This is a genomic window from Streptomonospora nanhaiensis (assembly GCF_013410565.1).
Taxonomy (GTDB): domain Bacteria; phylum Actinomycetota; class Actinomycetes; order Streptosporangiales; family Streptosporangiaceae; genus Streptomonospora; species Streptomonospora nanhaiensis.
The window spans coordinates 3,147,791-3,165,051 of record NZ_JACCFO010000001.1 but is presented as its reverse complement, the minus strand read 5'-3'; the positions used below and the strand labels follow the sequence as shown (position 1 = coordinate 3,165,051).

The 17,261-nt window shown below is 76.1% G+C and carries 18 protein-coding genes; 10 read left to right on the top strand and 8 right to left on the bottom strand.

Translation table 11 applies throughout. From position 1 onward, the window contains the following. Positions 1-13: 13 nt before the first annotated feature. Positions 14-760 carry a hypothetical protein gene (locus HNR12_RS13685; RefSeq protein ID WP_179767841.1) on the bottom strand — a complete coding sequence of 249 codons (747 nt, stop codon included), beginning with the start codon at positions 758-760 and terminating at the stop codon, positions 14-16. Between the two features lie 178 nt (positions 761-938). Next, the gene (locus HNR12_RS13680) at positions 939-1,568 is read right to left on the bottom strand and encodes a class I SAM-dependent methyltransferase (RefSeq protein ID WP_179767840.1); all 630 of its coding nucleotides are present in this window, start codon (positions 1,566-1,568) and stop codon (positions 939-941) included. A 92-nt stretch (positions 1,569-1,660) separates the two neighbouring features. Between HNR12_RS13680 and HNR12_RS13675 the strand changes: the two genes are divergently transcribed. From HNR12_RS13675 to HNR12_RS13660, 4 genes are all read left to right on the top strand, one after another. Next, on the top strand, positions 1,661-2,305 hold the full coding sequence (locus HNR12_RS13675; protein WP_179767839.1) for a helix-turn-helix domain-containing protein: 645 nt from the start codon (positions 1,661-1,663) through the stop codon (positions 2,303-2,305). Positions 2,306-2,354: 49 nt separating this feature from the next. Continuing rightward, complete coding sequence (locus tag HNR12_RS27835; protein WP_218901936.1) at positions 2,355-3,371, top strand: hypothetical protein; 1,017 nt, start codon at positions 2,355-2,357, stop codon at positions 3,369-3,371. Between the two features lie 200 nt (positions 3,372-3,571). Next, positions 3,572-4,798, top strand: coding sequence for an FAD-dependent monooxygenase (locus tag HNR12_RS13665; protein WP_179767838.1), 1,227 nt, complete (start codon positions 3,572-3,574; stop codon positions 4,796-4,798). 44 nt (positions 4,799-4,842) lie between these two features. After that, on the top strand, positions 4,843-5,634 hold the full coding sequence (locus HNR12_RS13660) for an SDR family oxidoreductase (RefSeq protein WP_308118493.1): 792 nt from the start codon (positions 4,843-4,845) through the stop codon (positions 5,632-5,634). An 18-nt stretch (positions 5,635-5,652) separates the two neighbouring features. Here the strand turns inward: HNR12_RS13660 and HNR12_RS13655 are convergent, their stop codons facing one another. Next, the gene (locus tag HNR12_RS13655; RefSeq protein ID WP_179767837.1) at positions 5,653-5,958 is read right to left on the bottom strand and encodes a hypothetical protein; all 306 of its coding nucleotides are present in this window, start codon (positions 5,956-5,958) and stop codon (positions 5,653-5,655) included. On the opposite strand from HNR12_RS13655, the gene HNR12_RS13650 reads away from it, so the two are divergent. Beyond that, on the top strand, positions 5,957-6,766 hold the full coding sequence (locus HNR12_RS13650; protein WP_179767836.1) for an MFS transporter: 810 nt from the start codon (positions 5,957-5,959) through the stop codon (positions 6,764-6,766). The two genes, HNR12_RS13655 and HNR12_RS13650, sit on opposite strands and share 2 nt — an antisense overlap. Here HNR12_RS13650 and HNR12_RS28470 read toward each other — a convergent pair. Beyond that, positions 6,690-7,262 carry a DUF418 domain-containing protein gene (locus HNR12_RS28470; RefSeq protein WP_338119842.1) on the bottom strand — a complete coding sequence of 191 codons (573 nt, stop codon included), beginning with the start codon at positions 7,260-7,262 and terminating at the stop codon, positions 6,690-6,692. The genes HNR12_RS13650 and HNR12_RS28470 overlap by 77 nt on opposite strands. A 966-nt stretch (positions 7,263-8,228) precedes the next feature. On the opposite strand from HNR12_RS28470, the gene HNR12_RS13640 reads away from it, so the two are divergent. Together HNR12_RS13640 and HNR12_RS13635 are read left to right on the top strand one after the other, a co-directional pair. Then, on the top strand, positions 8,229-9,368 hold the full coding sequence (locus tag HNR12_RS13640; protein WP_179767835.1) for a sensor histidine kinase: 1,140 nt from the start codon (positions 8,229-8,231) through the stop codon (positions 9,366-9,368). Continuing rightward, entirely contained in the window at positions 9,365-10,024 is a 660-nt protein-coding gene (locus tag HNR12_RS13635) for a response regulator (protein ID WP_179767834.1), read from the top strand. Before HNR12_RS13640 ends, HNR12_RS13635 begins: the two co-directional genes overlap by 4 nt. A gap of 54 nt (positions 10,025-10,078) precedes the next feature. Here HNR12_RS13635 and HNR12_RS13630 read toward each other — a convergent pair whose 3' ends face one another. The 3 genes from HNR12_RS13630 to HNR12_RS13625 are packed head-to-tail and all read right to left on the bottom strand — an operon-like array spanning position 10,079 to position 13,676. Then, complete coding sequence (locus HNR12_RS13630; protein ID WP_246425508.1) at positions 10,079-11,611, bottom strand: DUF4132 domain-containing protein; 1,533 nt, start codon at positions 11,609-11,611, stop codon at positions 10,079-10,081. Beyond that, a complete protein-coding gene (locus HNR12_RS28465; protein ID WP_246425074.1) occupies positions 11,560-13,275 on the bottom strand; it encodes a hypothetical protein in 1,716 nt (571 codons plus the stop codon). Before HNR12_RS28465 ends, HNR12_RS13630 begins: the two co-directional genes overlap by 52 nt. Further along, positions 13,275-13,676 carry a hypothetical protein gene (locus tag HNR12_RS13625; protein ID WP_218901934.1) on the bottom strand — a complete coding sequence of 134 codons (402 nt, stop codon included), beginning with the start codon at positions 13,674-13,676 and terminating at the stop codon, positions 13,275-13,277. Before HNR12_RS13625 ends, HNR12_RS28465 begins: the two co-directional genes overlap by 1 nt. A gap of 222 nt (positions 13,677-13,898) precedes the next feature. Between HNR12_RS13625 and HNR12_RS13620 the strand changes: the two genes are divergently transcribed. Beyond that, positions 13,899-14,321, top strand: coding sequence for a VOC family protein (locus HNR12_RS13620; protein WP_179767833.1), 423 nt, complete (start codon positions 13,899-13,901; stop codon positions 14,319-14,321). A gap of 90 nt (positions 14,322-14,411) precedes the next feature. Continuing rightward, entirely contained in the window at positions 14,412-15,443 is a 1,032-nt protein-coding gene (locus tag HNR12_RS13615) for an aldo/keto reductase (RefSeq protein ID WP_179767832.1), read from the top strand. 192 nt (positions 15,444-15,635) lie between these two features. On the opposite strand, the gene sigJ is transcribed toward HNR12_RS13615, so the two are convergent. Next, the gene (sigJ, locus tag HNR12_RS13610) at positions 15,636-16,544 is read right to left on the bottom strand and encodes an RNA polymerase sigma factor SigJ (protein ID WP_179767831.1); all 909 of its coding nucleotides are present in this window, start codon (positions 16,542-16,544) and stop codon (positions 15,636-15,638) included. 193 nt (positions 16,545-16,737) lie between these two features. Between sigJ and HNR12_RS13605 the strand changes: the two genes are divergently transcribed. Beyond that, a complete protein-coding gene (locus HNR12_RS13605) occupies positions 16,738-17,241 on the top strand; it encodes a carboxymuconolactone decarboxylase family protein (protein WP_179767830.1) in 504 nt (167 codons plus the stop codon). Positions 17,242-17,261: the final 20 nt, after the last annotated feature.

Here is a 17,261-nt window from a genome sequence, read left to right as displayed (position 1 = left end):
CCCAGAGTGCCCCCTACCCGTCCTGCGCCGCCCTCCGACCCTCCGCCCGGTCCCGCCCCAACTCCGCGAACAGCGCATCGGCCACCCGCCGCCGGTTGGGCCCCATCGGCCGCTCCCCCTCGGCGGCGGTGAGGGCTTCAAGCAGCCGCTCGCGCTGCCGAGCATCGAGGTCGCCGAGCATGAGCCGGGCGAGCACCATCGCGTGGTACTGCTCGAAGGCGCTCCCGGGTTTCTCGATCAGCGGCGGCAGCGCCTCGAAGTCGCGCAGCCGCGGATCGGCCTGCATCATGCCCAGCGCGGTCACCCGCCGCTCCTCGTCCGCGGAGCGCAGCCAGTCCCGGACCCGCCCGGGATCGGAGGTCCCCGCCCGCGCGAGGTCGGCGGCCCGCTCCACGAGCCGGTCCAGGGCGGCGGTGCGCGCGGGCCCGGAGGGCATGGCGCCGCGCGTGGATCGGTAGTCGGCGGCGATGGCGCCGGCCAGCTCCATCAGCGCCCGCGCCTCACCCCGCAGCCGCTCCCCGGCGGCGGTGTCGCCGCGTTCGTCGGACTGCTCGGCCAGCGCGTACTTCTGCGCGGCCGCGGCCCGCAGTCGCAGGTTGGCCCCGCCCAGTTCCAGGCTGTCGATCCGGTCGCCGAATACCGCGACCACGAGCGCGACCCCGCTGAAGACGATCAGCGCGGCCGCCCCTGTGCCGTTCTCGGTGGCGAAGACGGCGGTGGCCCCCAGCCCGAAGGCGGCCAGCCCGAGCGCGGTCACCATCCACCGCACCCACCGGGACGGTCCCGGACTTCGCGTCGACGTGGACAGCGCAACCCCTCACCACGGCCTGACAGAGGCCCCCATCATCCCAGTGCTCCCGGCACCCGCCACCTCCGGGAGCGGGCGCCGAACGGAACCGGCCGCGGCCCGCGCCACCCGGGCCGGCGGGGGCGGGGCGTCACGCCGTTGGGCGGCGGAGGGCTATCACGTTGTCGGTGACCACGGCCTTCTGGCCGTTGGGGCCGGTGGCGGTGCGCTGCGGGGCCTCCAGGCGTTCGGGGTGCCAGGTGGGGGGCAGGGCCAGGGCGGCGGCGGTCTCCTGGGGGGTGGGGAAGGCGGGGTTCTCGTCGGCGTTCCAGCTCCACGGCGCCACCGACGCGTGGTCGGTGATCAGGAGCAGCCCGCCGGGGGCGACCGCGGCGGCGGCGCGGCGCAGCACGCGCTCGCGGGGGAGGTCCAGCGGTGTGTGGAAGTAGCTCGCGGCCACGAGGTCGAAGACGCCCTCGGGGAAGGTGTGCGCCAGGTCGTGGCGTTCGGGCGTGACCCGGTCGGCCAGGCCGTCCGCGGCGGCGGCCTCGGCCAGCCGGGCCAGCGCGGTGGCGGACACGTCGACCGCCGTCACCCGCCAGCCCAGGGAGGCCAGCCAGCGCGCGTCGCCGCCGTGCCCGCAGCCGAGGTCGAGCGCGGTCCCCGGCACCGGGCACAGGGCGGGGACGGTGTCGGCGAGGACGGCGTTGGGCCGGGTGCCCCACCCGGGGTCGGCGCGGCGGTAGTGCCGCTCCCAGAACTCCTCGCTGGGCGTTGCCATCGGGCTGCTCCTCTGCTGTGGGGAGGGCGGACATCGGGAACTCCCCTCACTCTCCCCGCGTGGTGCCACACCGGCAAATACACTTGCGGAACATGCAAACGAACGAGTCCGGCGGAGTACCGGGCGAAGGCGTCGACGCGCTCCTGGGCACGGTGGGGCCCCGGCTGCGCGAGGTGCGCACCCGGCGGCGGCTCAAGCTGGCCGACGTGTCCGAGCGCACCGGGCTGTCCGTGAGCACGCTGTCCCGCCTGGAGTCGGGCCTGCGCCGCCCCTCCCTCGACGTGCTCATCCCGCTCGCCCGGCTCTACCGGGTGCCGCTGGACGAACTCGTGGGCGCGCCCGCAACCGGCGACCCGCGGATCCACCCCCGGCCCGTGCGCCGGGACGGGATGATCTACATCCCCCTGGCCGGCCACGGCGCGCCGGTCCAGGCGTTCAAGCTGATCCTGCCCGGCCGCGACCCCGGCGCCCCGATCCGGCAGAGCGTCCACGGCGGCTACGAGTGGCTGTACGTGCTCACCGGCCCGCTCCACCTCAAGCTCGGGGCCGACACCACCGTCCTCGACGGCGGCGAGGCGGCGGAGTTCGACACCCGGCGGCCGCACGGGATCGCCAGCGGGTCCGACCGCCCCGCCGAGATCCTCATCCTCTTCAGCCCCCAGGGCGAGCAGATCCACATCCGCGACGCCGGCGGCGCCGAGGGCGAGGCGGGGGCCGCTGCCCCGCCCGAGCCGTGACGGCTCCGGACAGCGTGACAATTCCCGGGAAAAACGGCACCCTGGCGCGGTGACCGAATCTCCCCACGGGCTCCCTTACCAGGGATCCGGGCCCTACTGCTACGCCAATTCTTTGGCAATGATGATGGGCGCCGACGCGCCGCCGGCCGCGGTCATCGAGACCGCGACCGGAAGCGCGTTCGGGATGCAGCTGGTCGGCGGCACGCTGCCGTTCTTCGACGCCTTCGGCTGGACCCCCGAGGCCGGCGTGGAGACCGCGCTGGCCGGCCTGGGCTGGGCCGCCGACACGTGCTCCGGGGGAGACGCGGGCACCGCGCTCGACCGGCTCGCCGACCGTCTGCAGCGCGGTCCGGTCATGGTCGGCCCCGTGGAGATGGGCTATTTCAGCCACCAGCCGGGAATGGCCGGACCGATCGGCGCCGACCACTACGCCGTGGTTGTGGAAATGGACGACACGCACGTCACCCTGCACGATCCCCAGGGCTATCCCTACGCGCGCCTTCCGGTCGACGACTTCACGAAGGCGTGGCGCGCCGACACCGTCGCCTACGGGGCGCCGTTCACCATGCGGTCGGGCTTCCGCCGTGTCGCGCACGTCAGCGCCGAGGAGGCCGTGGCCGCCGCCATCCCGCGCGCGATCGAGCGGCTGCGCGCCGCCACCGCCCCCGCTCCGGACGCCGCCCCCGACCGCGACCGGCGGCCCGCCTCCCCGGCCGCCTCCGCCGGCGCCGCCCTCGCCGGCGGCCCCGTGCCGCCGGGCACCCTCGGCAACGGCGCCGCCGCCCTGGCGCTCGCCGACCTGCTGGAGGCCGGCGGCGACGACGGCCTCCGCGACCACCTCGTCCACTTCGCCGTCCGGGTCGGCGCCCGCCGCCTCGCGGACGCGTCCGCCTGCCTGCACGGCATCGGCCGGGCCGCGGCGGCGGCCGTCACGGCCCACCAGGCCCGCCTGGTCGGCGCCCTCCAGCACCCCCTGGCCACCGGCGACACCCGCGCCGCCGCCACCGCCCTGCGCGCCCTCGCCCCGACCTACGACTGCCTCCGCGCCGCTCTCGAAAGCCCGTGACCGCGCCCCGGCCCGCCGCCGACCGCTGCCGACCGGGTTCGCCCGGCCGCCGGCCGCCCCGGCGGCCGGTGCCGCCCCTGGCCGCCCCTGACCCCCGGCCCTGGTTCGCCCCTGAACCGTTGGAAAACCCCTCGGGCGGGGCGTGCCGCCGTGGCTAGATTGTGGCGACGGCGACGGATATCGCACGACGGGAGACAGGCGTGCAGCGGACCAAGACCATTCTCATCTCCGGAGGCGGAATCGCGGGGCCCGCCCTGGCCTACTGGCTGCGCGAGTACGGGTTCACCCCCGTCGTGGTGGAGCGCGCCCCGCGGATCCGCACCGGCGGCCAGCGCATCGAGATGTCGGGGGTCGGCGCCGAGGCCCTGCACCGCATGGGGCTGCTGGAGCGGATCCGGGCCGAATCCGGGCCGCCGCCCGCCGGGGTCTTCTACCTGGGGAGGGCCGACCGCCCCGCGGCCATGCCGTCGTGGGACTCCCCGGCCGACGACCGGCCCGAGCGCGCCCCGTTCGCCGTCAAGCGCGGGGTGCTGGGCACGGTGCTCTACGAGAACGCCCGCGAGGGGGTGGAGTACGTCTTCGACGACTCCATCACCGCCGTCGAGCAGTCCGACGACGGCGTGCGGGTCTCCTTCGAGAACAGCGCGCCGCGCCGCGTCGACCTCGTGGTCGGGGCCGACGGCCTGTTCTCCAACGTGCGCTCCCTGGTGTTCGGCCCGGCCGAGCGCTTCACCCGGTTCCTCGGCACCAACCTGGTGATCTTCACCGTCGACAACTACCTGGGCCACCGCGACTCCATGTCCTGGCACATGTGGCCCTACCGGGGCTGCGCCATCACCACCTTCCCCGGCAACGCCGAACTCGAAGGGCTGTTCCTCTTCCGCAGCACCCGGCCGATGGAGGTCCGCGACCTCACCGTGGAGCAGCGCATGCGGCTGGTCGAGCGGATCTACGCCGACGCGGGGTGGGAGGTCCCCGGACTCCTGCGGCAGATGCGGGCCTCCCGCGACTTCGTCTTCACCCCCTCCACGCAGATCCGCATGGACTCATGGACCCGGGGCCGGGTGGCGCTGGTCGGCGACTCCGGGTACTGCCCCGACCCCATGTCCGGCCAGGGCTCCACGCTCGCCCTGGTGGGCGCCTACATCCTCGCCGCCGAACTGCGCGCCGCCGGCGGCGACCACACCCGGGCCCTGCCCGCCTACGACGCCGCCATGCGCCGGTTCGTCGCCTTCAGCCAGGGCGTGGGCGACTACAGCACCGCGTTCGCCGCGCCCCGGGCGGGCCGGTGGGGTACCTGGGCGCGCGAGCAGCAGATCCGCGCCCTGTTCGCCGTGATCGAGCGTGCGCGGGGGCTCAACCTCCCCGTTCCCGCCGCCTGGCTCGGCGGCGAGCTGAGCCTGGCCGACTACGCGCCCGCCGCCTGACCCGAAGCGCGCCGCCGCGCCCGCCTCCTGGAGGGACCCCGCCCGTGGAGCCGACCCCCGCCCCCACCGACCCCGCCCCCACCGAATCCGTGCCCCGCGGGTCCGCCCTGGTCACCGGGGCCTCGCGCGGCCTGGGCGCCGCCATCGCCCGCCGACTGGCCGCCGACGGCTGGCCCGTGGCGGTCAACCACCCCGCCGACGCCGCCGAGGACGCGCGCCGGGTGGTCGCCGGGATCCGCCGCGCGGGCGGCACGGCCGAGGCCTTCGCCGCCGACGCCACCGACGAGGCCGAGGTCGGCGACCTGGTGGCCCGGGCCGCCGCCCGGCTCGCCCCGGTCGAGGTGCTGGTGGCCAACGCCACCGGCCCCCAGCCCTTCGTCGCCGTCGAGGACCTCACCTGGCAGGACCACCTCGACCAGCTGGTGTTCTTCGTCAAGAGCCCCACGCTGCTGGTGCGGGCCGTCCTGCCCGGCATGAAGGCGCGGGGGCGGGGCCGCGTCGTCCAGATCGGGTCCGACATCGCCGACCGCGCCCTGCCCGCCACCTCCGCCTACGCCGCGGCCAAGGCGGCCCAGTTCGGCCTCACCCGCGTGTGGTCCCGCGAACTCGGCCGCCACGGCATCACGGTGAACCTGGTGGCGCCCGGGTGGATCCCCGTCGAGCGGCACGCCGGGGTCCCGGCCGCCGAGCACGCCGCCTACCGCGCGGCCACGCCGATGGGCCGCGCGGGCACCCCCGGCGACGTCGCCGCGGCGGTCTCCTACCTCGCCTCCGACGCCGCGGGGTTCGTCACCGGCGAGCGCATCACCGTCAACGGCGGCCACACCCTCGCCTGAGCCGGGCGCGGCCGTGCGCTAGGAGGCCCGGCCGGCCTGTGCGAGAAGCCCGTCGACGAACGCCCGGAGGCCCTGGCGGTAGATGTCGCGCTCGGCCAGCTCCGGCCAGCGGTTGCCCACGGCGGCCAGGCGCGGGACGCGCGCGGGATCGGCGCCGCCGAAGAAGGGCCCGCTGGGGGCGGCGGGCGCGCCTTCGGCCCGGCGGCGTTGGGTGCGGGCGCGGACGAGGATCTCGCCGACGGTGTAGTACCAAAGGCCGCGGAGTCGTCCCTGCGCATGGTCGAGGCCGTGGTGGCGGGGGCGGAGGACTACGGGTGCAGGCATGACCCTGCTGGTGTTCGGTGTCGTCAACACCGACCGCCACCCGTGGTCCTCGCCGGTGACCGCCGCCACCCTGGCGGCCGCCGCGGTCCTGCTGGCCGCGTTCGTCCACGTCGAGCGGACCACCACCCGCGAACCCCTGCTGCGGTGGGGGCTGCCGGCCAACCGCTCGGTGGCCGGGGCCAACGCCTTCAACCTGCTGGTCGGCGCGGCCATGGCCGCGCCCTTCTACTTCGCGTCCCTGTACCTTCAGCGGGTGCTGGGCACCGGCCCGGCCCTGACCGGAGTCCAGTTCCTGCCGCTCGCGCTGGCCGTGGTCGCCGGGTCCGTCCTGGCCGTCCGGCTCGGCTACCGGTGCGCGCCGCGGACGCTGATGGCCGCCGGCGCGGCGCTGACCGCCGCCGGGTTCGCCTGGTTCGGCCTGATCAGCCCTGACGGCGCCTACGCCACCGACGTCCTGGGCCCCTCGCTGGCCGTCGGGACCGGGTTCGGGCTGTGCCTGGGGCCGATGGTCTCGACCGCCACCGCCGGGGTCGCGCCCCACGAGAGCGGAACCGCCTCCGGCCTGCTCAACAGCTCCCGCCAGATCGGCGCCTCACTGGGTCTGGCCGTGCTCGGCACGGCTGCCCAGGCGCGCACGGGCGGTGCGGCGTCAGCCGAGGCCCTCAACGCCGGCTACGCGCTGGGCCTGGGCCTGGGCGCCGTGCTCCTGGGCGCCGCCGTCCTCGTCGCGCTCACCGTCCTTCCCCGTACCGGCGCACCGCCTGCGGCCGGAGCGGACCGCGAGGAAGGCGTCCGCGGACATGGCTGAGCAGCGGTCCCCGGTGAGCCGCGGCCTCGCCGCGCTCAAGCGCCGCGTGTACGCGGGCGGCCGCGCCCGGGTGCCGCCGGGCGCCTCCGGCGGAGTTCGAGCGGATCGCCGACCGGTTCCCCGTCTTCCCGGTCCGCCGCCGGGACCACTGGCCCCCGCGCGGGCGCACCGGCCCGGCGGCATCAGGCGCGGCGGGCTCGCGCACCCGCAGGGGCGGGCGCCGGGCCCAGCTCGCCCACCGCCAGACCCACTCCAGCGGGCCCTGGCGGAAGCGCCGCAGCCACAGGACGGCGAACAGCCACTGCACCGCCAGGATCGCCCCCACCGCCAGGAGCGCCGTCCGCGCGTCCTCGGCGAGGGGCAGGCCCAGGACCCGGGCGGCGCACAGCACCAGCAGCGTGGCGGTCAGGTAGACGGTCAGCGCCATCCGGCCCAGCGGCGCGAAGACGCCCGCCATCACCGGCCGCAGCGGGGTCCGCAGCAGGACCAGCAGCACGCACACGTAGGCCGCCGTGCGCAGCAGGTCGGCCAGGCCGGCCACCGGCGACGGCCCCTCGGCGGCGACCCCCCGCCTGCCCGGCCGCCCACACGGCGCCGGCCGCGGCCGCCGCGAAGGCCGCCCCCAGCAGCACCGGCCACCACGCGGACCGGTCGAGGCGGGCGACCACCCCGTAGCGGACCAGGGTCGCCCCCAGCAGGAACAGCCCGGCGATCAGCAGGGGGCCGCCCCCGCCGACGACCAGCGCGCCCGGGACGAGCACGGCGGCGAGGGCGGCCAGGGCCCACCGCGGCAGCCAGGACGCGGGCAGCAGCACGACCAGGCCCACGACCGCGTAGACGGTCAGGATGTCGCCGGGCCACAGCAGCCGGTGCAGGAGGCCGAACGCGAGCAGCGCCAGCATCCGGCGCAGCAGCACCAGCCGGGGGCGCCGCGCCCGCTCGGCGGCGGAGTCCAGCAGCGCGAACCCGATCCCGAACAGCAGGGAGAAGACCGGCAGCCCCAGCCAGACGTGCGCGTCGCCCAGGAGCGGGCGCGCCACGGCGGTGTTCCCGCCGGCGATCAGCTGGATGTTGGCCGGCAGGATCCCGCACAGCGCGAACCCGCGCAGGATGTCCAGCGCCGCGATCCGGGGGCGGGCGGGCGCGCTCACCGCGGCCCCTCGGCGGGCGCCGCCGGCGCGCGGCCGCCACCGACCGCGCCGAGGGCCGGGCGGACCGAGCGGGCCGAGGCGGGCCGCCCGGCCGGTCCCCGCAGGGAGGGCCGGGGGAGCGGGGAAGGGGGTGTGCCGCCGGCCGTCCGGTGAGGAGGCGGCGCGGAAGCGTCGTCCACGTCGTATCGCATGGGGGTCCATCCTGGGCGCCGCGCCGGGCGGGGGCATCGGCCGAAAAGCCGGTTCGCCCGCGCGGCGACCGTATTTTCGGCTGATTCGGCACCTGTGCGGTGCTCGCTAGCCTGAGCGGCATGGACGCAGGGAGGGCTCGGCGGCTCGCGGGCGACATCGGGTTCGGCGCGGTCTCCGCCGGGGCGCTCGCGTTCCAGGCGTCGCAGATCGCGGCGATCTGGGGCGGCGGCTACTGGCGGCTCGGCCTGGCGGCCGGGACCGCGGTGGGCGTGATCACGCTGATGCGCCGGCGCGACCGGGCGCGGGCGGCGTTCGCCGGGCTCGCCGTGGCGATGGCCGCCGTGTGGATCGCGTGGTGGGCCGGGCTGCCCGCCGAGCCCAACCCGGCCATGGCGCTGGGCCTGTCCGTCCTCGTGGCCTCGGCGGTGCGGACCCTGCCGCTCCGCTCGGCCGCCGCCGTCGGCGCGGCCGGGGCCGCCGTGGCGGCCGGCGGGCTGGCGGCCGCGCTCACCTCGGCCTCCGCCGAGGCCGTGGCGCAGCTGAACTGCGCGGGGTGGCTCGCCGCCCTCGCGGCCGGCCTGGGCCTGCGGCTGCTCGACGCCCGGAACCGGGCCCTCACCGAGAAGGCGCGCCGCGACGTGCGCATGGAGCTGGCCCGGGAGCTGCACGACGTCGTCGCCCACCACATCGCCGGGATCGTGCTGCTGGCCCAGGCCGCCCCGATCGCCGCGCGCCGCGACCCCGCGGCGGCCGACGCCTCCTTCGCCGAGATCGAGGCCGTGGGCACCGAGGCGCTGGACGCCACGCGCCGCGTCGTGGGGCTGCTGCGCGACACCGACGACACCCAGCCCTTCACCTCCGGCCTCGAAAGCCTCCGGGACCTGGTCGAGCGCTTCAGCGGGCGCGGCCCCGCCGTGCGCCTGCGGCTGCCCGGCGGCGAGGCGGAGTGGGCCCCCGAGGTGGCCAGCACGGTCTACCGCGTCGTGCAGGAGTCGCTCACCAACGTCGCCCGCCACGCCCCCCACGCCGCGTCCGTCCTGGTCAGCGTCGAACAGGACGGCGCCTCGGTCGCGGTCGAGGTGGCCGACGACGCCCCGCCGACCCGGGCGGGCGGCCACTCCCGGCGCGGCGGGTACGGCCTGGTGGGGATGCGCGAACGGGTCGAGGCCCTCGGCGGCCGGGTGCAGGCGGGGCCGCGCCCCGGCGGCGGCTGGTCGGTGCGCGCCACGCTGCCCCTTCCCGCGCGGAGCGGCCGGTGACCATCCGCGTGCTGCTCGCCGACGACCAGGCGATGATCCGCGCCAGCCTGCGGATCATCCTGGAGGACCAGCCCGACATCACCGTGGTGGCCGAGGCGGCGGACGGCGCCGAGGCGGTCGAGGCGGCCCGGCGCCTGCGGCCCGACGTGTGCCTGGTGGACATCCGCATGCCCCGCCTCGACGGCATCGAGGTCACCCGGGCGCTCGCCGGACCGGGCGCGGCCGACCCGCCCCGGGTGGTGGTGCTCACCTCCTTCGACCTGGACGAGTACGTCTACGGCGCGCTGCGCAGCGGCGCGGTCGGGTTCCTGCTGAAGGACGCCGGCCCCGGGCTGCTCGTGGAGTCGGTGCGGGCCGCCCACGCCGGCGACGCGCTGATCTCGCCGTCGGTCACCACGCGGCTGCTGCGCCGCTTCGCGGCGGCGGGGGCGCCGCCCGCGCGCGGTCCGGCCCGGCCGCTGCCGGACCGGGAGACCGAGGTGGTCCGGTCCATCGCCCGGGGCCGCACCAACCAGGAGATCGCCGCCGAGCTGTTCATCTCGCTGAGCACCGTCAAGAGCCACCTGTCGGCGGTGCAGGCCAAGCTGGGGCTGCGCAACCGCACCGAGATCGCCGTGTGGGCGTGGGAGAACCGGCTGATGAACCCCGGGGCCTGACCGGTGCTCCCCTTCGGCCCGGCACCGGGCCGAAGGGGAGCACCGCCGGCCCGCCTAGGCCCCCTGGGGCCGTATCTGGCTGAGGATCGTCGGGTCGGTGATGCGGGTGTCCTCGGCGAGCAGCAGCGCCTTGCTGAGGATGAGCGAGAGCACCCGGTCGCCGTCGAACGGCAGGTAGGTGTCGGGTGCGGCGGGCGTGCTGTCGGGGACGATGCACAGGTACCGGTCGCCCGGGTCCATCAGGATGTTGCCCGAGCCCAGGTGGATCCGGTAGGTGTGCAGGTCGCCCCGGACGTGCAGGAAGCGCCCCTCGACCCGGCAGCGGTCGCCGACCGCCAACCGGGGCAGCAGCCGGGCCAGCAGGTCGTGGCGGGTTCTGGCGGTCTCGCTCAGGTCGCCGAAGCTGTAGGACGACCAGTACTCCCGGTAGCGCCCGCCGGGGCCGCCGTCCTGCCACGTGGGGTCGTTGCCGACACCCGTGACGCCGACGAACAGGTCGACGTCGCGCAGGACCTCGCTGAACACCTGGGGCGGGACCTCCGCCAGCGGCAGCGCGGCGTCGGCGCCCCGGCCGGCGAACCCGCCGTCGTCCATGGTGCTGAACTCGGTGTGCGGCGCGTCGATCGGGTAGAACCGCACCTGGTCGGCGGCCAGGAACTCGTAGGCGCCGGAGCCGGTGGTGGGGGCGTCGCTGAGGGAGCCGTCGCCGCGCACCCAGTACTCCGCGCGGATGCCCCACTCGGGAAGGTCGCGCATGGCGGGCGGGTAGGCGCAGTCGTGGTGGCAGATGCGCAGCTGGGGGTCCCGCCAGCCGCGCTCGGCCGCCAGGGAGCGGAACGGGTACTGGCGCAGGATGTGCCCGGCGAACCGGTTGGAGTAGGTGCCGGTGCGCCGCTCGGCCTCGGTGAGCAGGTAGACCTCGCGGTGGGCCTGCTTGAACGGCTGGGTGACCCGCTCGCGCTCCAGCCGCTCCCGCCAGGCCATCACCTCCTCGACCGGGCGGCCCACCGGATGCCACAGGCGCACCTCGCCCCGCGGCGCGACCTCCTCGCCCGCGAGGCCGCGCAGGGCGCCGTCGGCGTAGGCGCACGGCGTGCCGTCGACCGTCCAGATCAGGCGGCGGGCGAGCGTGCCGACGAGGGGGTGGTCGAGGTAGCGCTCCCGCCAGGCCGCCGCGGGCCACGCGCGGTCGGTGAGGAAGGAGCGGTCCAGGCGCTTGGCCACCGCCGTCAGCATCGCGGCGGCGGCCTTGGCGTCGGCCTTCAGCTCCTTCAGTGTGTCGGCGTGGTCGCGCCGCACGGCGGCCGGTACCGACTTCACCGGCGCGCCCGCGGCGCTGAACCAGCGCAGCTCCGCCCGGCGGCCGTCGACCAGGAGTTCGGCCCGCGCACCGCCGAGGTGCTCGACCCGGCGGCCGACCTCGGTGAGGCCGTAGGCGGGCACCGCCAGCTCCTCGATCTCGTCGCGGCCCAGCCCCAGCGCCAGCGCCCGCGCCTCCAGGCCGGCCTCGACCAGTTTGAGGGTGGACTTGTAGGTCACCCGGGTGGCGAGCCGGGCCAGCTCGGCGAGCGCGGCCTCGCCCTCCATCGCGCTGAGCGCGTTGGCGCAGGCCCCGGCGAGCTTGGGCATGCCCGGCCCCACGCCCGGCACCCGGTGCAGCGCCCGCTCCAGCAGCGCGCCCAGCCCGCGCGCCGTGCGGGGGTGGGCGGGCGTGAACGACAGCAGCCACACCAGGCCGCGGGCCGCGACGTGGTTGTGGTTGTCCGGCTCGCGGGGCATGCGGCTGCCGCCCACCAGGGCCAGCCAGGCCAGGGCGCGCTCGCGGAACTCCCGTTCGTCGACCTCGGCCAGCAGGGACCGCGCCCGCTTCTCCCAGGCGCGGTCGGGCCGCGCCTTGGTGGCCGTGGCCGCGTGCCGGACCAGCTCCGTCCAGGCGGGCGGCAGACCGGCGAGGTCGGCGACGGCGAGGTCGGTCCACGGCTCGCCCGCGTTGAGCGGCGGGTGGCGCTCGGCGAGCAGGCGCGTGATCCGGCGCAGCGTGTCGGCGTAGAAGGGGTGGGTGCCGTGGCACTCGTGCCGGATCCGGGCGCCGAGCCTCGGGGGATGGTGCGGCCGGAGGCCAGTTCCAGCCAGGCGAGGTTGCGGTGGATCAGGAGGTCGCGCAGGTCCGCGGGGTCGGCACGGGCCAGGGCCTCCTGGCGTGGAGCGGCCAGCCGGTCGTCGGGCCGATCCAGCGGAAGCGACAGCTGCGCGTGCAGCCGCAGGAGGTCGGGGCGCCGTGCCTCGGGGACCCGCGGGTACAGGTCGGCGCAGGACTCGACGAGGGGGAGCAGGACCTCGGCGGGGAGTTGGGCCGCCTTCTCGGCCGTGCCGGAGAACGCGCTGTCGGCCAGCAGGGCCTCGCACGCGGTCTCGGCGTCGCCGTGCTCGGCGGCGGCCCGCAGCAGGGGCTCCAGGTGGTCGTAGCCGAGCTGCTCCAGGGGGCGCGCCGACACCAGGGCGCGCACCCACAGCAGCGACTCCCGCCGCTCCTGGGTGGACGCCGCCGCCAGGAGTTCGGCGCAGTGCCGGTCAAGGGCGTGGCGGACGTCGCGGGGCAGGTCCGCCAGCCGCCGCACCTTGACCGGGAGGGGGGTGTCCTCGGCGACGACCTCGGCGGCCTCGGCGGGGGCGCCGGGGCCGGCGGCCTCGCGCAGCGCCGCCTCCGAAGCGGGGGCGCCCAGGAGCAGCGGCTGGGGCGCCAGCGCGGTGTGCAGCCACAGGACGCCCTCACGGCGCTCCGGCTCCGCGGCGGTCTCCCACATCCGCCCCAGCACGAACTCGGTGAGCCTGCGCCGGTACTCGGAGTCGAAGGTGCGCAGCCGGTCGGCCATGCGGGGGACCTCGCCCGAGGCCAGCGCGGTCTCGAGCACGGCCCGCTTGTCGTCGGTCGCCGAGGAGCCCAGGTGCATGCTGGCCAGCGCGGCGGCCTCGAACCCGTCGGAGTCCAGGAGGTCGATCCGGCGTCCCAGCAGCCCGGCGTGCGCGGTGCGGAGCCGGTCGCGCCGCGCTGAGGGCCCGGCCGCCCGGTACAGCTCGACGCAGGCCCCCGCCATCTGGCGGCGGAGGTCGGCGGGGAGCATGCGCAGCCGCCGCACCGCCCCCGGGAAGTCGTCGGCGGCGAGCACGGTCTCGCAGGCCGCGGCGGGGCCGCCGCACTCGGCGGCCTCCAGCACGGCGGTGTCGAACGCGGGGTCGTCGAAGTCGGGCATCAGCCACCCACCAGGGGAACGAGCTTGAGGAAGGTGACCTCCAGGCCGGGGGTCAGCTCGACCTCCTCGTCAAGGTCGGTGAGCTGCCGGTCGCCGGTCAGCACCAGGAAGCCGTTGCGGGAGAAGGCCGCCACGGCGGCCGCGAACTGCTCCTCGGGATCGACCCGGCGCGGGGCGTGCCGCGGCTCGCGCGGACCGTTCAGCGCGGCCTCGGCCTCGGTGGGCCGCACCAGCCCGCGGAACGGCCCCGCGGACTCGCGCGCGTTGTACTCCGCGGCCTCCTGGAACACCCGCCGGCGGATCACCTCGCGCACGCTCACGCGTTCGCCGGCCAGGTCGAGCACCAGCGCGGGCGTCCGCCCGCCCGATGTCGTCTCATCCGCACATATAAGTCGCGTCACACCCGCGATGCTAGGACCGCCCACCGACAGCCGGTTTCGGCGCACCGGCCGGCGGCGGGAACGGCCGTCGGCAAGTACAGGACACACCCTGGCCGCTACGCCTGGAATGGTGATCACGCAAGCAGCCAGAGAGGCCCAAGGCCCCTGGTCACGAGGGTGCCGTCCGCCGGACCTCCCCGCCGCGCGGCGGACCCTCGCCGCCATCCGAGCAAGGAGAAGGCCATGTCTGTCACGACCACCACCCACCTGAACTTCCGGGGCGAGGCGCGCGCCGCGCTGGAGCACTACCGGTCCGTGTTCGGCGGCCGCCTCACCGCCGTCACCTACAAGGACACCGGCGCGCCGGCCGACGGCAAGGAGGCCGACTGGGTGGTGTGGGGCGAGGTCGTGGGCGAGAACGGCTTCCACGTCATGGCCTACGACGTGCCCTCCGAGCTGCCGTGGGACCAGGGCGCCAACCCGTTCTTCGTCTCCGTGCGCGGCGACGACGCCGACGAGATCACCGCCCTGTGGCAGAAGCTGGAGAAGGGATCGACCGTGGCCCAGCCCCTGGGGCCGTCGCAGTGGGCGCCGCTGTACGGCATGCTCACCGACCGCTTCGGCGTGACATGGGTCCTGGACGTGGCCGCCCCCTACAACGGCTGACCCGCACCCGCACAACCACCCGCCCGGGGGGCCGCCGCACACCCGGCGGCGGCCCCCCGGGCGGCCCCGGAAAAAGGAGACGCGCCAGACGTGAGAACGCGACGGCTGGGAGCCACCGGTATCGAGGTCAGCGCTTACTGCCTGGGCACCATGATGTTCGGCAGGAACGGCAACCGCGACCCCGACGAGTGCGCGCGCATGGTCCACCGCGCCCTCGACGCGGGCGTCAACTTCGTCGACACCGCCGACGTGTACGGCTACAGCGAGGCCGAGGAGATCGTCGGCGCGGCCCTTGAGGGACGGCGCGACGAGGTGGTGCTGGCCACCAAGTTCAGCGGACCGATGGGGGAGGGCCCCAACCGCAGCGGCGGCTCCCGCCGCTGGATCATGCGGGCGGTCGAGGACTCGCTGCGGCGGCTGCGGACCGACTACATCGACCTGTACCAGATCCACCACCCCGACCCGGACACCGACATCGAGGAGACGCTCTCGGCACTCACCGACCTGGTCCGCGCCGGGAAGGTCCGCGCGATCGGCTCCTCCAACCTGCCGGCCGAGCGGATCGTGGAGGCCCAGTGGGTGTCCGAGCGGCGCTCCCTGCACCGGCTGCGCACCGAGCAGCCCACCTACTCCATCCTCAACCGGGGCATCGAGCGGGACGTCCTGCCGGTCTGCCGCGGCTACGGCATGGGCGTGCTGGTGTGGGGCCCGCTGTCGATGGGCCTGCTCACCGGCCGCTACCGCAGGGGCGCCGCGCCGCCGGACAACGCCCGTATGCGGTGGGTGCCCCGGCACCTCACCGACGAGGCCAAGCTGGAGGCGGTGGACCGCCTCCTGCCGGTCGCCGAGGACGCCGGAATGCCCCTGACCCACCTGGCCATGGCCTTCGCCACCACCCACCCCGACGTCACGTCCGCGATCATCGGCCCGCGCACCGAGGAGCAGCTGGCCGACCTCCTCGCGGGCGCCACCCGCACCCTGGACGACGAGGTCCTCGACCGGATCGACGAAATAGTGCCCCCCGGCACCGACCTCGGCCCCCTGGACGTCTCCTACACCCCGCCCGCGATCACCACCCCCATGGCCCGCCGCCGCCCCCCGAACTCCCGCGCCGCGGCCTGAGCGCGGGGGCCGTCCTCCGCAGCCGATCCCCTGCCCCCGGAAAGGCGCGGAGGCGGACTCTTCCCGGGGCGTGCCCGGCCGCCGGCGCAGCCGTGGCGGGCCCGCCGCGCGGTACCCCGTCCGAGTGGCGGGACCTGGGCGGTCCGCCGACCGGCGGAGCGCCCTACCGGTCCCCGGGCCGGCGGCGCTCGGTCAGGGGGTGTCCGCCAGGCCGGTGAGGTCGAGGGCGGCCAGGCGCTCGGGGTCGGACAGGATCTCGATCGCGGTGATCCGATCGCCGGTGACGGTGAAGCTCATGACCGAGAAGACGTCGCCGTCGACGGTGTTGACCAGTCCGGCCGTTCCGTTGACCAGTGCCGGGCGGCTGACCGAGAGGGTGGCCATGCGGCGGAAGGTGGCGGCCTGACCGGCCACCGCCTCGCGGCCGCGCAGGACCTTCATCCCGCCGGGCAGCGCCTTGCCGCCGTCGGCGCGCAGCACCACATCGGGGTGGAGGACCGACACCAGGGCGTCGAAGTCGCCGTCGCGCGCGGCGGTGAGGAACGCGTCGACGACACGGCGCTGGGCGACCGGGTCGCGGTCGGGTTCGGGGGCGGCGCCCTGGACACGACGGCGGGCGCGGCTGGCGAGCTTGCGGGCCGCGACCGGGGTCCGGTCGATGATGGGGCCGATCTCATCGAACGGCATGCCGAACATGTCGTGCAGGACGAAGGCCAGCCGCTCGGGCGGGGTCAGCGACTCCAGGACCACCAGCAGCGCCAGCCCGACCGAGTCGGCGACCAGCGCCTCGTGCTCGGGATCGGCGGCCTGCCCGCTGACGACCGGGTCGGGCAGCCGGGCCTCCAGCGAGGTCTCGCCGCGCTGCGTGCGCGAGCGCAGCATGTCCAGGCAGATCCGGCCGACGACCGTGGTCAGCCAGCCGCCGAGGTTGCCGATCCCGCCGGAGTCGGAGCGCGCCAGCCGCAGCCAGACCTCCTGGACGGCGTCGTCGGCCTCGGTCAGCGAGCCGAGCATCCGGTAGGCCACCGCCTTCAGGTGGGCGCGGTGCTCCTCGAACCGCTCAGCCAGGAACCGCTCGGTCAGGAAGTCCCGTTCGTCCATGATCGCCTCTCGTCGTCGCCCGCCGGTGCCGGGCCTCACCGTACTGACGGTCCCCAAGCCGCCGATGTGACCGGTGCGCCGGTCACATCGGCGGCGGCCCGCCTTTCGCGATCCGCCGCCGGAACCGGTCACATCCGCCGGCCGGCGTCCGTCAGACAGGCAGCAGACCGGTCACCATCGGAAGGAACCCCTCATGACCGCCACCACCACCGGCCAGGAGAAGTCCCAGTCGCGGCTGCCCAACCCCGCCGTGCTCGTCCCCGAACTGGCGGAGATCAGCCGGGCGCTGGTCAAGGCCACCGGGAACGGCTCGGTCCCGCAGGCCACCATCAGCCTGGTCCAGTTGCGCGCGGGCCAGATCGTCGGCAGCACCTACCTGACCGTCCTGCACACCGGCAACCTCCGCAGGGCGGAGCAGTCGGAGGAGCGCATCACCGCCGTGGCGTCCTGGCGCGACGCCACCTGCTTCACCGACGCCGAACGCGTGGCGCTGGAGCTGGTGGAGGCCGTCCTGCTGCCCAACCCGCACGGCGAGCGGGTCTCCGACGACCTGTACGCGCGGGCCGCGGCACACTACGACGACACGGCCCTGGCCACGCTGACCATGGCGATCGGCCAGATCGGCTTCTTCACCCCGCTCGCCCTGATCGGCAAGCCGACCCCGGGCGTGGGACCCGCCCAGCAGTGGCGGGACTGACCCCGGCCCGTCAGGCGCGG